At 44.1% G+C, this 20,691-nt stretch carries 17 protein-coding genes and 1 other RNA gene; 6 read left to right on the forward strand and 12 right to left on the reverse strand.

From position 1 onward, the window contains the following. Positions 1 to 117: 117 nt before the first annotated feature. Both SWOO_RS20325 and SWOO_RS20330 read left to right on the forward strand, forming a co-directional pair. Positions 118 to 948 carry a hypothetical protein gene (locus SWOO_RS20325; RefSeq protein ID WP_195742820.1) on the forward strand — a complete coding sequence of 277 codons (831 nt, stop codon included), beginning with the start codon at positions 118 to 120 and terminating at the stop codon, positions 946 to 948. A gap of 10 nt (positions 949 to 958) precedes the next feature. Continuing rightward, a complete protein-coding gene (locus SWOO_RS20330; protein ID WP_012326548.1) occupies positions 959 to 1,582 on the forward strand; it encodes a hypothetical protein in 624 nt (207 codons plus the stop codon). Between the two features lie 878 nt (positions 1,583 to 2,460). Here the strand turns inward: SWOO_RS20330 and SWOO_RS20335 are convergent. The 12 genes from SWOO_RS20335 to SWOO_RS20390 all read right to left on the reverse strand — a co-directional run bounded on the left by SWOO_RS20335 (position 2,461) and on the right by SWOO_RS20390 (position 18,009). Beyond that, entirely contained in the window at positions 2,461 to 3,126 is a 666-nt protein-coding gene (locus SWOO_RS20335; RefSeq protein WP_012326549.1) for a response regulator, read from the reverse strand. A gap of 20 nt (positions 3,127 to 3,146) precedes the next feature. After that, the gene (locus tag SWOO_RS20340; RefSeq protein WP_012326550.1) at positions 3,147 to 4,511 is read right to left on the reverse strand and encodes an ATP-binding protein; all 1,365 of its coding nucleotides are present in this window, start codon (positions 4,509 to 4,511) and stop codon (positions 3,147 to 3,149) included. Between the two features lie 53 nt (positions 4,512 to 4,564). Then, on the reverse strand, positions 4,565 to 4,990 hold the full coding sequence (locus SWOO_RS20345) for a Spy/CpxP family protein refolding chaperone (RefSeq protein WP_012326551.1): 426 nt from the start codon (positions 4,988 to 4,990) through the stop codon (positions 4,565 to 4,567). A gap of 239 nt (positions 4,991 to 5,229) precedes the next feature. Continuing rightward, entirely contained in the window at positions 5,230 to 5,628 is a 399-nt protein-coding gene (locus SWOO_RS20350; protein WP_012326552.1) for a Spy/CpxP family protein refolding chaperone, read from the reverse strand. Positions 5,629 to 6,049: 421 nt separating this feature from the next. Next, positions 6,050 to 8,437, reverse strand: coding sequence for an immunoglobulin-like domain-containing protein (locus SWOO_RS25625; RefSeq protein WP_012326553.1), 2,388 nt, complete (start codon positions 8,435 to 8,437; stop codon positions 6,050 to 6,052). 562 nt (positions 8,438 to 8,999) lie between these two features. Further along, entirely contained in the window at positions 9,000 to 11,909 is a 2,910-nt protein-coding gene (gene gcvP / locus SWOO_RS20360) for an aminomethyl-transferring glycine dehydrogenase (RefSeq protein ID WP_012326554.1), read from the reverse strand. 186 nt (positions 11,910 to 12,095) lie between these two features. Continuing rightward, positions 12,096 to 12,485, reverse strand: coding sequence for a glycine cleavage system protein GcvH (gene gcvH / locus SWOO_RS20365; RefSeq protein ID WP_012326555.1), 390 nt, complete (start codon positions 12,483 to 12,485; stop codon positions 12,096 to 12,098). 352 nt (positions 12,486 to 12,837) lie between these two features. Beyond that, positions 12,838 to 13,932: a glycine cleavage system aminomethyltransferase GcvT gene (gene gcvT, locus SWOO_RS20370; protein ID WP_012326556.1), complete on the reverse strand. Its 1,095-nt coding sequence runs from the start codon at positions 13,930 to 13,932 to the stop codon at positions 12,838 to 12,840. A 329-nt stretch (positions 13,933 to 14,261) separates the two neighbouring features. Beyond that, positions 14,262 to 15,476 carry an FAD-dependent 2-octaprenylphenol hydroxylase gene (locus SWOO_RS20375; protein WP_012326557.1) on the reverse strand — a complete coding sequence of 405 codons (1,215 nt, stop codon included), beginning with the start codon at positions 15,474 to 15,476 and terminating at the stop codon, positions 14,262 to 14,264. A gap of 131 nt (positions 15,477 to 15,607) precedes the next feature. After that, positions 15,608 to 16,000: a hypothetical protein gene (locus SWOO_RS20380; protein WP_012326558.1), complete on the reverse strand. Its 393-nt coding sequence runs from the start codon at positions 15,998 to 16,000 to the stop codon at positions 15,608 to 15,610. A gap of 94 nt (positions 16,001 to 16,094) precedes the next feature. After that, positions 16,095 to 17,345 (reverse strand): 2-octaprenyl-6-methoxyphenyl hydroxylase, encoded by a 1,251-nt coding sequence (gene ubiH / locus SWOO_RS20385; RefSeq protein ID WP_012326559.1) that lies wholly within the window; start codon positions 17,343 to 17,345, stop codon positions 16,095 to 16,097. Between the two features lie 97 nt (positions 17,346 to 17,442). Next, entirely contained in the window at positions 17,443 to 18,009 is a 567-nt protein-coding gene (locus SWOO_RS20390; RefSeq protein ID WP_012326560.1) for a UPF0149 family protein, read from the reverse strand. Between the two features lie 335 nt (positions 18,010 to 18,344). Between SWOO_RS20390 and SWOO_RS20400 the strand changes: the two genes are divergently transcribed. The 4 genes from SWOO_RS20400 (at position 18,345) to SWOO_RS20410 (ending at position 20,689) form a co-directional block, all read left to right on the forward strand. Beyond that, positions 18,345 to 18,653 (forward strand): cell division protein ZapA, encoded by a 309-nt coding sequence (locus tag SWOO_RS20400; RefSeq protein WP_012326561.1) that lies wholly within the window; start codon positions 18,345 to 18,347, stop codon positions 18,651 to 18,653. Positions 18,654 to 18,737: 84 nt separating this feature from the next. Beyond that, positions 18,738 to 18,918, forward strand: a non-coding RNA gene (gene ssrS / locus SWOO_RS26115) — 6S RNA. A 530-nt stretch (positions 18,919 to 19,448) separates the two neighbouring features. Beyond that, the gene (ompV, locus tag SWOO_RS20405) at positions 19,449 to 20,222 is read left to right on the forward strand and encodes an outer membrane protein OmpV (RefSeq protein ID WP_012326562.1); all 774 of its coding nucleotides are present in this window, start codon (positions 19,449 to 19,451) and stop codon (positions 20,220 to 20,222) included. Between the two features lie 11 nt (positions 20,223 to 20,233). Next, positions 20,234 to 20,689, forward strand: a complete 456-nt coding sequence (locus SWOO_RS20410; RefSeq protein ID WP_012326563.1) for a CC0125/CC1285 family lipoprotein — start codon at positions 20,234 to 20,236, stop codon at positions 20,687 to 20,689. Positions 20,690 to 20,691: the final 2 nt, after the last annotated feature.

Raw genomic sequence — 20,691 nt, forward strand, 5'->3', positions numbered from 1 at the left:
TAATTTGTCGCAACTAAGGATAGAGCGGAGAAAACATAACATATGATTTTCAAGAGTTTGCTCTTCACTGGCGTCCTAGCACTTTTCAACAACACAGTCGCCAATCAAGAGGTTAAAATGGAAGAGTTAAGATACCTAGCTGCATTCAACACAAACAAAAGCTACTGCTTTTCAACGGTTAATGGAGTTCCAACTTCAAGGAATACATTTACCAGCTCAGGGACAATTTCTACGGGCTTTAACATTACTAGTATCATAGAGAATGGAACAAACTCCATGTCAGTACAAATGGTCGCTCTAGAAGCTCCTGATAATCTTGATTTAGAGCTAGATTCAAGCTGCGAACTACTGATATCCGCGAATTCTAAGAAAAATCGCTACAATATAGCCAGCGTTATCGCGACAGCGGACGACAAATTACAACCTACGGGAAGGAGCACACCTGAATATTCTGGAAACAATCATGTAGGCCCGGTCAAAGAAGATTTCATGCATGATTCTTACCTTTATGAGGTGCAAAGAACATTTGAAGCTAAAGGCATTCCTCAGTGGAAGTGGACAACTGCAACTTCTTTTGTTGATACGAAAGAGAACGTACAAAAACTAAAAGATAAGTATCTCGATATTTGGCTTTTGTTTAAAAACGAGGATTTAGACATTATCAAACATGAGTCTCAAATCTCCAATCAAGAGATGGCACAAACTGAAGGTATGAGCCCTGACGAGTGGTGGGATACTCTTTCAGTGAAAGAAATGTTGTCTTCAGATAAGTCAATTATCCCCATCAGGTGGGATGAATATGAGTTAAAAACATACAACAAAGGACGATTAGTAAGATTTGAAGACATGGATGGTGACTCTCCTCTTCGCGTCGAATATAACGATAGAATTAAAACATATAATCCTTATTTCTCACTTATTAACGGCAAGTTAGTCATAACAAGGTAGTCTGGTTTAAATGAACAGAGATAAACAGCGCAATTCGAAGAAAGAGCTAGACAAAGAGAAAAATAGCTCAGATTCTAATGCTTTGAAAATCACGCCAGATGAAAAGAAAGGCCTGATTAAGTTTGGCTTAACCATAGGAACCATTCCTGTAGCCATTGCCGCCGCCATTTTCTCTGACAATGGCGGACAAATTCTCACAGCTTGGTTTGCGGGGATTGTGGGATTAGCTGGAATACTGATGGTGCATAAACACCTTAAACAAGCTCAGTGGCAATATAAAATAGTTCAGGGTGAGATAGCGGGCTTTACACATATTGAGCACTACGAGAAAGTGCACGAAGACTCAATTCGGGAAGAGCGCACGGTGAGTTTTAGCAGTGTCTTTTATTTTCGATTTCAAGGTCGCGGGTATCTTGTCGAGCATGTGATTTCAATGAATGGCCTGATGTTGAGGTTATTAGGATACAAAGCAGGAAAGCCTGTTGAAATGTGGGTACCCATACATAAACCGACCCTTGCGAGAAAAAACAGTGTCTTTGGTCGATACATCTACTTAAGTACAGGACTGTTTTTCACTGCTATTTCAGCAGTGCTTTGGTATTTTGTATTCACGAGTGATTTCTTGCCATATTGAGGCAGAGCTTCTTATTCCTACTAGCAACAAAAGATAGCCAATAAAGATAACTAAAACATCCATAATAATTTGTTGCACTGCAAGGTTGAACGCGACAGAAGGAAGTCTGCATCCACAATTGTGGGGGTTTTAGTTATTCCCCATTAAGAAATATGGCCAACTCACACCGATGAGTTAACAAAAAGAGAAGCGATTCACCACGGAGGAACACGGAGAGGAGCAGAGAGAAAAACTGACTAAATCCATTCAACTAGCAGTTCCCACCAACTACCTATAAAAGTCAGTCAAACTCCTTATATTTCAGCGAACTAGATCAATGCATATTGAATACCATAGAATATGTAAGGTATTATCCAGCCTATTAGGGAATGCAGGTAAGACTCTAAGTTATTACATTAACAGACATTAGTAATCGCTTAATAAAGAGTTAAACCAATCAGGGAAGAAAGCAGCTCCACGTACCCAAGGTGCAAAGAGTAAGCACTCCATTAATGATTTACACAAGCAATGGATTTAAATCAATCTTCCCCACCCATTCATCACAGACTTGTGACGAACACACATATCCCGAAAACAACAAATAAGTTAGATTTAACAATGGGTGTCTTGGTTATTTCTCTGACCCCAGTACTATCGCGTATCCTCCATACTAACTAGCGCCTTTCTTGGTGTCGGCATAACAAACTCCCCTCTTCAGCTTTAACGAAAGCCTAGTAGAGGAAGTCTATACCCACAATTGTGGATGTCTTAGTTATTGTTTTGTAGAGGGAATCTGTACCCACAATTGTGGGTGTCTTAGTTATTGGTGTTAGTTATTGGTGGGTGTCTTAGTTATTGAAATTATTTACTTAGTTTAAAGTTGTTGTAGCAGTGCAGTATTACGGCAGCACAAACCGATAACCTACTCCATAAACCGAGCCGATAAAGTCGTGTTTTAGTTGGCTAGCAAGAAGTTTTTTGCGTAAGTTAGCAACGTGGCTGTCGACGGTTCTGTCGCTTACTTCTCGGTAATCGTCGTACATTTTATTGAGTAGTTGCTCACGATTCCATACGTTGTCAGGTTTAGACGTAAACGCATGTAGAATACGGAATTCGACTGGCGTTAACGGTAATTCAATATTTTGCAATTTAGCTCGCTGGCTGACTACGTCCAGCTGAAATAACGAGTCGGGTGCTTTAGTCGGAACACGTCTTAATATGGTTTTGATCCGCGCCATGACTTCTTTTGGGCTGAATGGTTTACAGATGTAGTCGTCTGCACCAATTTCTAAACCTAACAGTCGGTCGATTTCTTCCACTTTTGCGGTGGCCATTAAAACCGGCACTTCGCTAAATTCTCTTATTTGTTTGCACAATTCAGTGCCAGAGACGTTTGGCAGCATGATGTCTAACAATATCGCATCAGGCTCGTTTGCTTTGACCCAACTTATCACCTCTGCGCCATCATTTATGATGTGGTGGTTGTAACCAGAACCTTGTGCGTATTTTGCCAATATTGTTGCAATTTTTTCGTCGTCTTCAACAATTAAAATTTTGTTCGTCATGTTCAAATGTACCCTCTGAATTAAATAATTGAACTTACGGGTAATGTCATAGAGACCGCCAAACCGTTGAGTGATGAATAGGTAGCGCGGATCTTGCCCCCATGAGCTTCAACTATCGCAGTGCAGATAGCTAAGCCAAGACCACTGCCACCAGAGAATTTATTGCGGGATTCATCGACACGATAGAGTCGGTCGAACAATTTAGGCAGAGATTCTTCCGATATTTCTGGAGCGGTATTTTCAATCACCAAGGTGACAAATTGATTGTCTTGGCTTGCGGAGATTCGAATGTCACCCGCTATGTCGGTATAACGGGCGCAATTTTCAAATAGGTTAACCAACACTTGTTGCAATCGAGTTTTATCGACGTGAGCTATTAACGAGCTTGGCAGTTGATTAGTCGTGGTTATGTCTCTTTCGGTAAAAATAGGTTGGTACTTTTGCAGACATTTTTGAACCATTTCGCTGATGTTGTTTGGTTGGCACTCCAAGCGTAATTCGCCCTGCTCCGCTATAGTTAATTGGTGTAAATCCGCCACCAGCTTATTAAGCCCTGAGACTTCCTCTTTCAACGAGGTCACGGCCTTGCTGTCAAAAGGCGTGAGTCCATCTTCCAAGCATTCCAGTTCACCCATCATAATGGTAATGGGTGTACGTAATTCGTGGGATATATCCGTTATCCAGCGTTGACGAGAATCTCGGTTTTGCTCAAGTGTATTGGCTAAATAGTTTACATCGGAGGATAACTGGCCAAGTTCATTGCTATGTTTGTATTCACTACGCGTTGAAAAGTCGCCTTTACGAAGATTGTTCAATACATTGGCGATATCGGAAATCGGTCTGGTGAGCTTACGGGAAAAGAAATAAGCTGATAACAACGCGGTAAGCAGGGTTAGAAGTGTAATGAAAATGAGACTTCTGATCTGCTGCTTAACAAAGTGGCTATCGAGCTCAGCTTTGACCTCACTGTTATCTTTTACCGCAAGAAAGCCAACCTCTTCGTTTTGATGGAAAATAGCGGTTAATTGCATGTTTGATTCAAACTCGCCAATTAGCTCGGCATTGTTTGCGTCTAATATTGCGACGCCACGAGGAAAATCGAACCATAGCAACCATTTGTTTAGTCGTTCTAAATTCTGTTCATCTGCTGTATTGTTATCAGAATTTGCCGTATCAAACTGATCCGTGAGAAATTGCCAGTTACCTGTTTCCGCAAAACCGTCTGTTAATCTCAGGTGCAGTTTTTCAATTCGCTCTGTTCGACTTTTGCTCATGTACTCGTTAAACGCATAACTAAACCTAATTTGTTGTAACAGAAGTAGAAAAATAGTGCTGATTAAAGCGGTAGCAAAGATAGCAATAAATACCGAGTTTCGTAATTTCATGTTTGTTTAAACCCAAATACGTAAGTTAACGGCGTTAATACCAGTTAGAGAATTTATCGTGCAGCTCTGATTCTACTGCGAATTTTGCTGGCAATTTCTTCTTGAATTTCTTCATATTCCACTAGCTGCTCATCTGTAAGCACAGTTTTAAGTTCTGTCAGTGTATGAGAGCGAACTTCATCCATTTCATTTTTCAATTTACGAGCCTCACGAAACCCTATTTTTTGACCTGATTTGGTCTTTTGATTTTCAAGGTCAATGCCATAGCTTTTTAGGGTTGATTGTCGTTTTTCCATGCTTTTTTTAAAGATAGGTGTAACTTGCTCTTTTTGTTCTTCTGTCAAATTCAAACGTGCTTTTATCTCTTCAATTTGTTGCTCTGCTTGAGTATGCTTTTCTGAACCATCACCAGCGCTAGCAGTCACTGCAAAGACAGTAAAAAAAGAAGCGAGTAAAATGTTTAAAACTCGTTTTTTCATGTGTTTTTCCTTTTATTTAAGTTCCATATCAACAATATGGTGATTGGTATTGAAGATATTTGTTAATTTGATATTCACTATACTACTTATTTACTAGTAAAAAGGGTGAATTGGAGTTGCTTACGCTTAGCTCTTAACTATTAGGTGTTAGTTCTTTTGATTATTATCTACACCGAGGTTAGTTAGCTTCAGTATCACAGCCGAAACTAACTTAGCTCATGGAATATTTATTCATTACTTTATTTGTTGCTGATGAATTTTTTCAACCGTTCTTTTTTCTCTGTCATATGATCACGAATTTCAGCTAACGTACCTATTTGCTCTTTAGTTAAAAAGCTCGTCAACTCTGTTTTTAGTGCATACATGGTACGAACTTTTTTCTCTGCTTGTTGGCCTGCTAAAATTGCAGCACCATCAATATCACCAGAACTGGCAAGGGCTTTGATTTGCTCTCTGATTTTTAATCCATCTTCCATCTGAGCTTTGCGCTTAGATTGAACTTCTTGGAACTGAACTGTTTGCTCAGGCGTTAAATCAAGTTTGCTGGCAATTCTGTCACCAAAACCTGTTGCATAAGCCTGAGTTGCAGCTGCTACTGTGAATGTTAAGGCAATGATTGCACCTGTTAATTTTTTCATTTTATTTCTCCTAATCGAAGTAATATTGGTTGCCCTTTGTGGGCGTATCCTCAGTGGACAATTGTAAGATTAAGGAGTAAATGTTCAGGAAGTATGGAGATTGTGCAGTATTTTCATTTTGTTGCAGAGAGCGTAATTCAGGGGGGCTCTCTAATAAGGAATTGAGAAGGGGAAAATGTGCATAGGCGGACAGTGATCCGAGTTTAATTATCTCTTATCCGATATTTACTGAATTTAAAGAGTGGATATCTAGAGCTTATTCAATAGTCACAGCATAAAGGTTATTGCTAAATTTTAGTTGGACAAAAACGTGTCAGCTATTAATTCTGTTTCAAATAATCTGCTTATACGGAGTCAAGTCTCAATTTAATAATAAATTTAGTTGATGGTTCAAATTTGAACCATCAACTTGAGTTTTTATTCAATCATTAATTTTTCCATTCAGATCATAGCTTTCAAAAAAAGACCATATTTCTTCTGCTATATTAGTATCGCTGTCTCCCGCAGACCCAGGCCATATATGCTGACCACCTTCAATTCTTAAATGCTCAACAGATACACCGTTGTCTCCATTGCCGTACACATAACGCTGTACCGTGGTGCCATTCTCAGGGAATCTGTCCTCTAAATCAGTGATGACAGGTTCCAAATCCGTTTGATTAAAGTTAATCCACCACTGCAAGACAGTTTGAGCTTGTGCATAAGGAAGTTGATCGTCTGCGGTGCCATGAGTTTGCAGTATTGGGATTGGACGCTCTGGTACGCAGTCGGCAGCCATAGCTGGTGTCATCACACCGGAAACCGGGGCGATTGCCGCAAATGTGTCGCTATACTGGCAAGCCAATTCAAAGGAAAAGAAGCCGCCTAATGAAAAGCCCGCCGCATAAATACGATTGGTATCGATGTTATACGCTGTTGATAGCTGCGCAATTAAGGCATCAATGAAGCCCAGATCATTGGCATTACCACCTAGCGGAAATCCAGTCACATTCCAGCCATTAATCGCTTGCGGAGTGACTAATATGAAGTTCTCAGTTTCGGAAATCTGATTGAACTGACTGTCACTATATTGCACTTCTGCTGCGCTGTTTAATCCATGAAAATCAAACAATAAAGGCACGGGTACATCGCCCGTATAATTGCTAGACACATTCAACAAATATTCGCGTTCAATACCTTCAAATTGGAAAGTCATTAGGTTATCAGGCGCTTCAACGTTCTCAGATCCTGGGACGTAAGTCACACGCATTGGATCATCTAAGGCAATGATCACCGGCTCAAGATCGCGTGGGCCAGGGGCTGAGTAACTCACGCCTTCGAAAGGGGTGCTACCTGGACCACCTGGGTTATAAAATGCTGAATAACCTTCTTCTAAACTTGGGATTTCAAGTATGGTAATGTTTCTCGCTGCTTCTTCATCGCCAACCAAAATGATGTCGATATAGTTATCCCTGTCTTCACTGTAACAAGCATCAAATGTAACTTCGCCAATTTCAGGCTGACCTAGATCTGACAAACCAACCACTCTAAGCGTGCCCCCCTGCACAGCATATTCCTCTCCGACTTTATCGATAATGACCGTGTTGCCGTCCAACCCATTTGCGTGAATTCGAAAGAAACGTTCAAATTCGTTAGGTTTTAGACCACTTACACCATCTGGTGAAAAACCACCAGATGTTAACATTCTCAGCATGAAATCACCTTCATCGTATAAGACTGTGGCGTCATTTGCTGGAATTAATGGTTGTAGTGTACTGATCCCTTCTCCATCCATCTGTCCCTCGATGCGATTTAACTTCGCACCGACTAATCTTGGACCGTTATTCTCATCATACGGACTGGAATCGGTTTCCCAGGTAAGCCCTACGGCACTGACGACTTGACCGCCTGGGCCAACCATCATCAATGGCGTGTCATCTTCAACAATTTCAAGCTTTATCGGGAAGCGAGCATCAGGATGGTCGCTTGGTAACCTGTTGCCAAATTCTCCAAAAGCTACCGGTGTATTTCGCTCATTGTCTTCAAAGTTAGGTAAGGGGCCTATAGCCAACGGCCTTACAATGTCACCAGTGTTTAATGTAAATTGAAAATCCGTGAGACTTAGAGTACGGGTATCAATCGGCCAACTAAGCACAATGGGCAAACCATCGAGACCGATAGCGTCGTCTTTTAGTTCCCCATAAGGAGTCTGAATAATATAAGCCCCAGAAACTTGATCGCGAGTTGAAGTTGCAGTGTAGTTTTGAGCGCCCGTACCACAATCAATGTCTGATGACCAAGCACCACCCGCCGCAAGGACAGAATCAATCGTTAACTCTGGAGCATCAATTGCGACAATGCCATCAAAGCCCATGCCCGCCGACAAGATTTGTGGCTCTTCGGACCAATAATCTGCACCTTTCAAAACACCATCATAAAAGAATGAAAACGGTGCGCCTGGCGTGGTAATGGTTGCGCTTTGCGAGGTATCCTCTAGCACCACCACTGTTCTGGTAGCTTGAGACGAGTTACCACTGGCATCTGTTGCAATATAAGTCAGCTCATAGGTACCAGGCATACTGGTATCGACGGTTCCTTGCGTTGTTACGGTGATTGAACCATCTGTATCATCATGAGCTTCTGCACCCAAGTCACCAAATACGGCGTTATACACAACTTCGATACTTTCGTTACCAACGAGAGTAATTACTGGTGGGGCACTGTCGGTTGGGGTACTGCTATCGTTATCACCATCGCTACCACAGCCAGTAAGTTGGCTTGCCAAGATAAGCGCAATACAGTTCAGGGGAAAAGTTACCTTGTTTATCATCTCTGTCACCTTAATTTGTTCATTTCAAATACGTCAAAATTCGGTTACCCTTTGGGGATACATCCTTAGTAGAGCAGTTTGGATATCAATTCGAATTGGTATTAGATTAAGGAGTAAATGTTCAGGAAGTGTGGAGATTATTTAGAGAGATAAATATTTTTAAATAGAAACGTAAAAGTAGTGGATGACTATGGAAACTAAAAAAGCGAACCGATTGGTTCGCTTTTCAAATCTAGCTCCAGCCAAATGAAGCTAACTATTCCATAATTGCGTCGCTGGCGATGCTAAGACAATGAAGTTTGACGTTTTCGCCGCGGAGTTGACTCCAGTCAAACTCTTTATTTCGAGATGTGCGAAAACTTGCCTTTTCTACCCCAATAAAAAAGCGAACCAATCGGTTCGCTTTCAAATCTAGCTCCAGCCAAATGAAGCTAACTATTCCATAATTGCGTCGCTGGCGATGCTACTGCTAGGCGAACCGAAGGCTCTAGCCCGGAGTTGACTCCAGTCAATGAGGACTGGAGCCGAGGTTTAACACCGCAGTAGCGAGCCCAAGCAGCAATTATTCGTAGTCAGAGATGGGTACACAGGCACAGAAAAGATTTCTATCCCCATACACATCATCAATACGATTAACCGTTGGCCAGAATTTATTCTGCTTAACCGCTGCCGTCGGGAACACGGCCACTTCACGGCTATATGGACGTGAGTCAAACTCTGGATCCATAATATCAGCGAGCGTGTGCGGTGCATTGTGCAGCGGGTTGTTGTCTACTGGCCACTCACCAGACTCGACTCGTGCCGCTTCGGCGCGAATTGAGACCATTGCTTCGATAAAGCGGTCCAGCTCAACTTTAGACTCAGACTCAGTTGGCTCAATCATTAAGGTACCCGCAACAGGGAAGCTCATGGTTGGCGCGTGGAAGCCGTAATCGTTAAGACGCTTAGCGATATCCATCTCAGTCACACCTGAAGCCTCTTTCAATGGGCGCAGGTCGATGATGCACTCGTGAGCGACACGGTCGTTTCGGCCTGTATAGAGCACAGGGTAGTGCTCAGAGAGCTTCTTCATCATGTAGTTGGCATTTAGCAGTGCAACCTGAGTTGACTCACGCAGACCTTGTTTGCCTAAAAGCTTGATGTACATCCAAGTGATTGGCAGGATACCTGCGCTACCGTATGGCGCTGCAGATACGGCGCCATTACCGTCTGACTCAAGTCCGTGCTTAACCACGCTGTGGCCAGATAGGAAAGGCGCTAGATGTTTTTTAACACCGATTGGGCCCATACCAGGTCCACCGCCACCGTGTGGAATAGCGAAGGTCTTGTGCAGGTTAAGGTGTGATACGTCAGCACCGATAAAGCCAGGTGATGTCAGACCCACCTGAGCATTCATGTTGGCACCATCGAGGTAAACCTGACCGCCATGCTGGTGAATAACTTCACAGATCTCACCAATTGTCTCTTCGTACACGCCGTGAGTCGACGGGTAGGTCACCATGATGCATGAGAGGTTATCAGCCACTTCAGCGGCTTTTGCCTTAAGATCTTCCATGTCGATGTTACCTGCTTTATCACAAGCGGTAACGACGATCTTCATGCCAGCAAGCTGAGCCGATGCTGGATTTGTACCGTGAGCAGAGGATGGGATCAGACAGATATTTCTGTGTGCATCGCCGCGAGACTCGTGGTACTGCTTAATCGCAAGCAGACCCGCATATTCGCCCTGTGCGCCAGAGTTAGGCTGCAGTGATACCGCATCGTAACCTGTGATATCCACTAGCCACTCAGAGAGCTCACCAAGTAGTTGCGCGTAACCTTGCGCCTGATCTTGTGGGCAGAACGGGTGCATGTTACCAAACTCAGGCCAAGTGATTGGCATCATCTCTGTGGCAGCGTTCAGCTTCATGGTGCATGAACCAAGTGAGATCATTGAGTGGTTAAGTGCCAGATCTTTATTCTCGAGACGCTTGATGTAACGCATCATCTCGGTTTCGCTGTGGTAGCGGTTAAATGTTGGGTGGGTCAAAATAGCATCTTGACGAACAAGCTCTGCTGGCACTGAGGTGCTGTCTGCCATCACTTGCGCATCTAGTGCAGCAACATCCAGACCATGGCCTTCACCTAAGATGACATCAAACAGTTGAGTCACATCAGTGCGAGTTGTGGTCTCGGCCAAGCTGACACCTAGCACTTGATCAGAGCTGCCATCACTCTCAGAACAAGAGTCGACACGCAGGTTGATACCCGCTGCATCTGCGCGCTTTTGCACAGCTTTAGCATCTAAGCCTTTAATCGAAAGTGTGTCGAACCAAGTATTGTTAACTAGCTCTACGCCTTTGGCCGTTAAACCAGCGGCCAGAATATCAGTGAGACGGTGAATACGCTCAGCGATCACTTTCAGCCCTTGTGGACCGTGGAATACGGCGTAGAAAGAGGCCATGTTCGCTAATAGTACCTGCGCAGTACAGATGTTTGAGTTGGCTTTTTCGCGGCGAATATGCTGCTCACGAGTCTGCATCGCCATACGTAGTGCGCGATTACCACGAGTATCTTGTGATACACCGATAATACGACCTGGTAATGAGCGCTTGTGTGCGTCACGTGATACGAAGAATGCAGCGTGAGGCCCACCGAATCCCATAGGTACACCAAAGCGCTGAGAGTTACCAAATACCACATCGGCGCCCATAGAGCCTGGAGATTTTAGCATCACCAGTGACATGATATCGGCAGCAACCGAGATAATTGCCTTCTTCTCATGCAGTGCGGTAAATAGCTCGGTGAAATCGGTGATCTGGCCATAACGGTTGGTGTACTGGAACAGGGCACCAAATAGCTCGTAGTTAACCGCTTCTTCTGCAGGGCCTACAACCACTTCCATACCAAAACACTCGGCGCGAGTTTTAATCACATCCAGTGTTTGCGGGAATACATCATCAGCAACGAAAAAGATATTGGCTTTCTTCGCTTTAGAAACACGCTTAGCCAGTGCCATCGCTTCCGCTGCTGCAGTCGCTTCATCAAGTAGAGATGAAGATGCTAAATCAAGACCGGTTAGATCCATCGACAACTGCTGGAAGTTAAGAATCGCTTCGAGACGACCTTGAGCTATTTCAGGCTGGTATGGCGTGTACGCTGTGTACCAACCTGGATTTTCAAGTACGTTACGCTGAATAACAGACGGAACCTCAGTACCGTAGTATCCCATGCCGATGTAGCTCTTAAACACCTTGTTCTTATCCGCAATTTGGCGGATATAGGCTAGGCCTTCAGCTTCGCTAACATTATCGCCAACGGCAAGATCGCGATTAAGGCGGATCGACTCAGGAACGATCTGTGTAGTGAGGTCTTCAAGAGACTCTGCACCAACATAGTTCAACATCTCTTGGCGTTGCTCACTGTCAGGACCTATATGGCGGCCCAAAAAGCGATCATGCTGCTCAAGTGTAGTAAGCGTTTCAGTGGTCATGATAAACCTAATTCCATATTTGCCAGTATCCGCCTGTAGGGGGCTAAGGTACCGGTCTCGTTGTATGATTGAAAAACTAGAGTGTAAGTGTAATAGCTAAATAACTTCTATCGATATCAAAGTCACTTAGCTATAACGAACAAAGCCTCATTTTGGAAAAAATGAGGCTTTGTTTTTAATCGGCGATTACTCTTCGTCGATAACTGCTTGATAACCTTCGGCATCAAGCAGGTTGTCAATTTCAGCGACATCAGATGGCATCACGCGGAAGAACCAACCATCACCAAATGCATCACTGTTTACAAGCTCAGGAGAATCTTCAAGCGCTTCGTTTACCGCCAATACTTCACCTGAAAGTGGTGCATAGATATCAGAAGCCGCTTTAACAGATTCAGCAACGGCACAATCTTCACCTGCACTTAAGGTATCGCCAACTTCAGGAAGTTCAACAAATACCATGTCACCCAATAGCTCTTGAGCGTGCTCACTGATACCTACGGTATAGCTACCGTCTTCCTCTTTACGGATCCACTCGTGTGAAGAAGCGTATTTCAATTCAGCTGGGATATTGCTCATTGTTCTTAGTCCTTATTCGGTTGTTCTAATTCTGTATTTAATAAGACATTACACTGACTTGCCTATATGGCTTATATCAGTTTTTGCGCTTAAGCGCAGGAATTTCGTTCTAATTTTAGGAGCCAGCGCGCAGTTGATATGTATCAATGAGCACTGGCGACAACAAAGGAGAATGAAATAACCACTGTTAGTTCACATCTTCAATTGGGTAAGCATACTGCCTACCTAATCTCCTGAGATTAATACGCAGGAATTTCGTTCTAATTTTAGGAGCCAGCGCGCAGTTGATATGTATCAATGAGCACTGGCGACAACAAAGGAGAATGAAATAACCAGTATTAACCAAGAAAAATTAGAATGCTTGTTTACCGTTGCGCACAAACGATGGTGCAATCACTTTAACAGGAACACGCTTCTTACGCATTTCGACTTCAGCCGTATCTGCGATACTTCTAGGTACGCGCGCCATGGCGATAGAGTAACCTAGAGTTGGCGAGAAGGTACCACTGGTAATTGTGCCCTGTTGCTCGACACCATCACTGTCGCTGAAGAAGACGCTCATACCTGGACGAATTACGCCTTTGGCCTCCATGATTAAACCAACCATCTTCTCGGTGCCTGCGGCCTTGATGGCTGCTAGTGCTTCACGACCGTTGAAGTTACGATCTGCTGGTTCCCATGCGATAGTCCAACCCATGTTAGCTGCAAGTGGGTTAACGCTTTCGTCCATGTCGAGGCCGTAAAGGTTCATGCCCGCTTCTAAACGCAGTGTATCACGTGCGCCGAGTCCACATGGCTTAACGCCAGCTTCTAGCAATGCCAGCCATAGTGCTTCGGCTTCTGAATCTGGCACGATGATCTCGTAACCGGTTTCACCTGTGTAACCTGTGGTAGCAATAAAGAGTGAGTCAGCTTGTACACCGAAAAATGGCTTCATCCCTTCAACGGCAGCATTTTGTGCAGTGTTAAATACGCTAGCGGCTTTAGCTTTAGCATTAGGTCCTTGAACGGCGATCATCGCAAGCTCTGGACGCTCTGTGATAACAACATCGAAGCCTTTGACCTCTTGTGCAATCCAGGCTAAATCTTTTTCGCGAGTCGCAGAGTTAACCACGATGCGGTAGTGAGTGTCGTTGAGGTAGTAGGTGATTAGGTCGTCGATAACGCCGGCATTATGATCTAACATGCCGCCATAAAGCGCCTTACCCGGCACCTTAAGTTTAGCCACATCGTTCGCTAATAATTTACGTAGGAAAGCACAGGCATCGGTGCCATTGACGTCAACGACCGTCATGTGTGACACATCGAACATACCAGCGTCTTGACGAACCGCGTGATGCTCTTCGATTTGTGAACCATAGTTCAGTGGCATATCCCAACCGTGGAAATCTACCATCTTAGCGTCTGATTCAAGGTGCTTGTTAAAGAGTACTGTTTTATTAGCCATTATAATCTCTTCTTTATTTGCCCTTTTCGGGTCTTACCTGGCGTAGGGTAACTCAGGCCAGTGTGTTTTTACGCACTCGATATGTTAATCAAATGCGACAGATAAAGATGTATCGGCACCTTAACTCCCCTAGGGGGTGTTAAAATGCGGCGAAATTATACCTTGCAACAGCATTTTGTATACAAGAGAATTTTCTAATCCGAACCTTTTTGTCATTACTTTTTCTCATGTCAAAAAGTAAGAAATTTTATGTTCAAAAAATATTTACTAGCAAATGTAAAACAACCTACTGAAAAATCAGGCTTATTATCCATAAGCCTAGATTCTGTTTATTGAGCTTTACACAGGTCCGGAAGGCCTGTTTTGTTGCCCATGGCCTGTTGCATAAACAGTGTTTTCGCAGGAGAAAAATTATCGACCAAATTTAAGCCAAAATCACGTAACGCTTTCTTAACTGGATGGCTACCTTCGAACAGACGCTTAAAGCCCTCCATTCCGGCGATCATCTCCAGCGCATCCGCCTTACGCCAACGCTCAAGCGCCCGCAGGTTGCTATAGTCTCCTAGATCTTTACCCTCAAGTTTAAGCTCGCTTAAGGTTTGTATTATTGCCGCCGCATCAAGGAAACCCAGATTCACTCCCTGCCCCGCCAAGGGGTGGATAGTGTGAGCAGCATCGCCCGCTAACAGCAAACGATGTCGAGCAAAGTGACGCGCATAACGCATACGTAATGGGAAAGCTTGTGGATCACATTCAAGCTGACACATGCCCATACGACCATCGAATTCAGCGGTTAGGGTACGCTCAAAGGCCTGTTTATCTCCCTCTAGCAACTGCTGAGCTTTAGCCGGCGGCACTGACCAGACAATAGAGCATAGGTTATTTTCATAAAGTGGCAGAAAAGCTAATGGGCCATCCTTAAGAAAAACCTGACGAGCTGTGTCTTGATGGGGGATCTCGGTGCGTACTGTAGCCACGATAGCATGGTGGCCGTAATCCCAGAATGTCATGGGGATCTTGCACTGCTCGCGCACCCAAGAGTTTGCACCATCGGCGCCGATAACCAATGCAGCGCTGACATTGTCACCATTGTCCAATGTGAGCCAGGCTTCACGCTCACCAAAGGCTATTTTTTCTAACTTATGGTTTTCGATATGGGTGATCTCATCGAACTCTGCAGCACGCTTAACCAGCGCATGGGCGATATTATCATTTTCGATAATGCTCCCAAGATACTGTTCACTGAGACTATGGGCATCGAATGATATCTTGCCCAAACTGTCCTTATCCCACACCGCCATCTTCTGATAGGGGCTCAAGCGCCCTTCATCGAGATAGGGCCAAGCACCGATATTTTGCAGTAGTCGCTGACTCGCCTTGTTGATTGCACTCACCCTAAGTTTAGGTGAGCCTGTGACGGTCTGAGTTTCTCCCGCATCGATAACCACGACACGCAGACTCTCCATGGCCAAGCCTATTGCAGTCGCTAGGCCAACCATGCCTCCACCAACAATAGCAACGTCATAGGTTTTAGTGCTCAACATTCGGTTTTCCTTTCAATTGTACTTACTCGCTAACGCTAAGCTTTCTGGCCGCAGGTTGGCTGTATTTTTGCGGTCTTTTCTGCAAAAATTGGAGCCAACAACTGCGGTCCGAAACAGCGACATGTTATGTTTTAATTTAACTTCCAAACATCCGAAGTTAATTCGGGATTTATTTTTGTAGCCTTCTCGTTAATTCCTAAAGACTCTAACTCTTTTGTGATTAGCTGGTAATCATATCCATTTATATTGTTGCTAACTAAATATTCAACAAAATGACCAGCATCTATACCAACACAACCACTCACGTATAGGGGAATTTCAACTCTAATAGTTGCATTTATCAAACAGCTCAAATGCTCCCCATGAGGAGTAATATTCCAGCCTGATTTCAAGTGCTGGTCAAATTCCCACAGTTCATCTTCATCAACACTTTCTAAGCTTTCTGCACCTAACTCAGACAGGATTTCTTTTAATATCCCTTTCTGTAGAGCTTCGTATTCTTTAAATTTCTGATACATAGTCATTTTGAAACATAACAGAGTTGTCGTTAACGCTAAATTAGGTCAAAGCCAGTGTGAACGATTTGGTGCTTAAGTGCTTTGATTTAGCCCCGATATTTTAACCAAACTGTTTCCAGCCCATCGCGGTTCTGGCGACAGGGGTTTTAAGCGGTGGAAACCAGGAGAGTAACCTCAAACCTAAACTACGGCCTGCCACTAATGGCCAATGCTCATTTGAGAACCCTCGCACCAAGAACTCAATATTGGTGATGGTGCTGTTTCTGTCCTGCTCACGACTCTGCAGATAAGCGTGGGCAATCTGAGCACTGCCCAGATCCACAGGTTTATCTTGAGTCTCATCTTGTAGCGCCTGCTTTATCACCTCAAGTAGGCTCACCAGATCCCGCAGCCCTAAGTTAAACCCTTGTCCCGCTATCGGGTGCAGGGTTTGTGCTGCATTGCCGATAAAAACAGTTCTGTGATAGATGGGTCTTGGCATATAGGAGAGCATCAAGGGGTATGAGTAACGCTCCCCCACAGAGGTAAACAATCCAGCTCTTGAGCCGAAAGCTGTTTGTAACGCTCTCAAAAAATCAGGTTTAGGGATAGAAAGCAGAAGTTTAGCTTGGTCAGGGTCTAGTGCCCACACCAGTGAAACTCGGCCACAGCCCTGATTTGATGACATGGGCAGCACAGCTAAAGGGCCTGTGTTGGTAAAGCGCTCATAAGCCCAATTGTCATGGGCTTTGTCGGTTTCGACATTGGCAATTAAGGCCGTCTGTCCAAAGTCCACCTGCTCTAGGGGCTGTTTAAAAGCCTCTCTCACTTTAGAGTTGACGCCATCGGCGGCCACTAACAGTGACGTGCTAATACGAGTGCCATCATCAAGAGTCAGCAGTTGCGCGTCTACTTTCGCCTCTACCGATGCCAGCTTATTTGGGCAATAGAGGGAGATATCCGCATCATCAAGTAGCTTAAACAGCACCTGGCCTACCTGCTCAAGTTCAACAACTTGGCCAAGATAGTTAAGATGAAACGAATCAGCGTTGAGCTCCGTCATCCCCATATGACCACGATCTGAGATATGAATATTCTCAATCGGCGTCCCTAAATGGGCCAACTTAGGCCATAAACCTAACTTAGTTAACTCGAAGATAGAGCCGTGGGCGATGGCAATAGAGCGGGCATCAAACCCAGGGTGTTCTGAATTGGGGCGATGAGCTTCGATAAGCGCGATTTTCAAAGGACGTTTAAGAGAATCAGCAAGTCCTTTTAGACCTAGAGCCAATGTGGCCCCAGCCATAGCACCACCAACGATGGCAACATCGACATTTATCAGATCGGTATCTTGTTCTGTATGAGCAGTCATTAACCTTCTCTATTTCGCCACAAGTCAACTTGCTTGTGGCAATGCTAGATGATTATCTGGGGCTTTCGGCATTCACCAGTTTAAGGAGAGCCAGTATTTAGTGGATAACACCTGCTTGTGACTCCGATGGCTCTGGGCCAAACTCAGAGTAGCAAAGCAGCGCAGCCATTTTGGCAAACTCGGTGAGCTCCATATAGGCCGCTTCAGACTCATCATCGTCGGCAACATCGAACTCGACCAGTGCAATTTCGGCTAAATCTTTAATCACTTCACGCACATCCGCCGATGCATTGTGCAGTTTAGGCTGAACTATGGCTAGGCCAGTCAAGAAGCTCTGCACCCAAAGCGATAGTGCTTCAACGCGAACCGAGACAGGCTCCTCCTCCTCTGGCAACATAGGTGAGAATCCAAAGTCTACATCAGAGATCCTAGCTAAGGTGTCTTGATAGAGTTCATCGATAAGATGCTGCAAAGACTCAGGCAAGGCTTGTCCATCATTCATCAACTCAAGCAGTGAGGCACTCCACTCTCTTCTGGACTGCTCTATGCCACCACAAATAAGGCCAACGAGGGCACCATGTACCTCAACGGGATGTTGGGCAATATCGGCCGCATTAAGTGCAGCTTTTAGGTTGTCGATACGTAAAGATGGGGGGGTCGCCATAACAATATTCCAATGACACAAATTACTATGCTCATGCTAGCAGAAGTGACAGATACAGCCAAGAAAACCCAGCATATGGCAGGGCTAACATCCACAAATCTCAAAGAAAGCTTAAAAAAGAGTCGGCAATTGGGAAAAGCGAGCCTGGAATGGCATAACACACGAGTAAAATCGGTGCTCAAAAAATCCAACGAAATGCCTACTAACTATTCAAGTGTGTCTATCTAAACAACATTTAATCTAAAGTTACCCATCTAAAGCCCGACTCATGTTGCACTTTGATAGGCAGACCTTTATAGTCCGCTCAAGAGCCAAACTTAAGGACCCACAGCTTCATGAGTAGCCACGCTATTGAAATTAGCTTACTAGGCCGCACATACTCCATCGCTTGCCCTCCGGGACAAGAGACAGCATTGCAGCACGTGGCACAAAAACTTGAGAAGCAGTTAACCTCGCTAAAAGCGAGAACTAACAACTTAAGTCGTGAAGAGATTGCCATTATGGCGGCGCTGAACATAGGCTATGAGCTGCTAGAAGAGCAGCAAAAAAATCAAGATTACAATAGACAGATGGATGAGAAGATCGGTCTGCTACAATCAACTTTAGAGGACGCCTTAGTTGAGCGTTCAACCAAAGAAGATTAACAGTTTACGTATTTTATTCGGTCAATAAGAGAAGATTAACGCTATAGTAAAGACTATAGATATTCGAATTAAATACACCAGCTTTGCTCTCTGGGCTACGCGTGAGCCGGCAATGTCCCTGTGCCGATACTTACAAACCCAGGGTGAATGTTTTATTGACACTGTGCAAGCTCGGCTCGTATCGAGAAGCCTTAGGATTTATTCATTTACCCGCCTTGAACCTACGGTTCAAGGGCTACGCCGGTAACGGTAGTTTGGAGAGCAATTTATTTTATGGAGAAACCATTGTTAGCAATAACAGTGGTTTTTTTATGTCTGAACAAAAGCACGGTTCAAGGGACTCTCGACCAAAGCTTGGCGGTAACGGTAGTTTGGAGAAGCAATTTAAATAAAGAAAGCTGCGAGCTGCGAGCCGCGGGTTTCGAGTAAAAGAGAGAAACCATTGTTAGCAATAGCAGTGGTTTTTTATGTCTGAACAAAAGCACGGTTCAAGGGACTCTCGACCAAAGCTTGGCAATAACGGTAGTTTGGAGAGCAATTTAAATAAAGAAAGAAGGTTCTAGGACCTAGGTTCGAGCTTCGAACAGCAAATTAGCCATCACATAACCCTGATGGCTTTTTTGTATCTGAACGAAAGCAGGGTTCAAACAGCTAATGATTAAAGAGGTAAGTACACTTAGATTCTTCAGGCTGATCAGTAAAATCGTATCAGGATACATTTGGATACAGAGTGAAAAGAATAGCTCGAATATAGTAGCTCTACAGTCACTCGATACAGTTTTTAAGGATCACACCATGAAAAAATTATGCTTCGCTATCTCTGCAGTCCTACTGTCTAGCCATGCCTTCGCTGCAGATAACACTTATATCCGTAACGGTAATATATACAGCCACCAAGGAAAATTCTTTGCAGGTGCTGGCGTAGCAACTGGCAGTGAGCTCTATAAAGGCCAAGATAATACAACAGGCGTTTATTTTAACGGTGGTTACCACGGCGAAGATTTTAACGCCGATCTAGCAGGCATCAACTACCGCTTTTTAGGTGACAACAACAGCAAGATAAACTTCAGTGTTTTTGCCGTAGGTAACCCAGGTTTTGACGCAAAAGATGCCGATGTGCTAGCTGGTATGAAAGATCGTAAAGTCAGTGGTGATTTAGGTTTGAACGTCGATATAAGGCTTGGAAATGGAACCTTGTCAACTAAGTTCCAACATGATGTAACCGATGTATACGGCGGCTATCAAGCAGATATCACATACTATCTCCCTATGAACATCGGCTTCGCAGATATCGTTCCTTACGCTGGCGTACACTATTTCAGTCAAGATTATGTTGATTACTACACCGGAGTATCCAAGGCCGATGCCACAACCAAGCGCCCAGAATTTAAAGGCAAGGATGCATTTACCTATCAAGCGGGTTATGTAATGGTCGTACCGATCACTGATCACCTCGACATTACTCAAGCGGCAGGCTACTCCCATCTAACATCAGAAATAGCTGATTCTCCCCTTGTCGATAGCAAAAACCAATGGATTACCACACTTGGTGTCAGCTACAGTTTTTAGTGAGAAATATTATGAAATCATTAAGAAATTTATCCGTAACCCTCGTACTAGCACTAATATTGAGCGCTTGTGCCACTCCTTACGATACAGAAAAAAGCTTTTGGACTTTCGGTAAAGGCTTTGAAACAGTGCAAATAGCACCTGACAGCTGGCAGATAAGTTTTGTTGGCAACACCAACACTGACAGAGCATTAACACGAAAATATGTCATGCTAAAATCGGCAGAGGTTTGTAAGCAAGCTGGTTATCGTTACTTTACCTTTACTAATGAGCAAACCAATCGCGATTCAATTGGACAGTTCGGTATAGGGAGCAGCAATAGTGATATTTTATGGGGCAGCTCAACCTATGACAAAGAGACCTCTTCGGTCGTTGAAGTCACTGGATTCAATAGCAACACCACAGACTCAGGTGGCAGAGTGTATGACGTCAACTACATTTTGAGCCATGTGAGTACTGAGAGTTAAGC

Origin of the sequence: Shewanella woodyi ATCC 51908, assembly GCF_000019525.1 — a bacterium.
GTDB classification, from domain to species: domain Bacteria; phylum Pseudomonadota; class Gammaproteobacteria; order Enterobacterales; family Shewanellaceae; genus Shewanella; species Shewanella woodyi.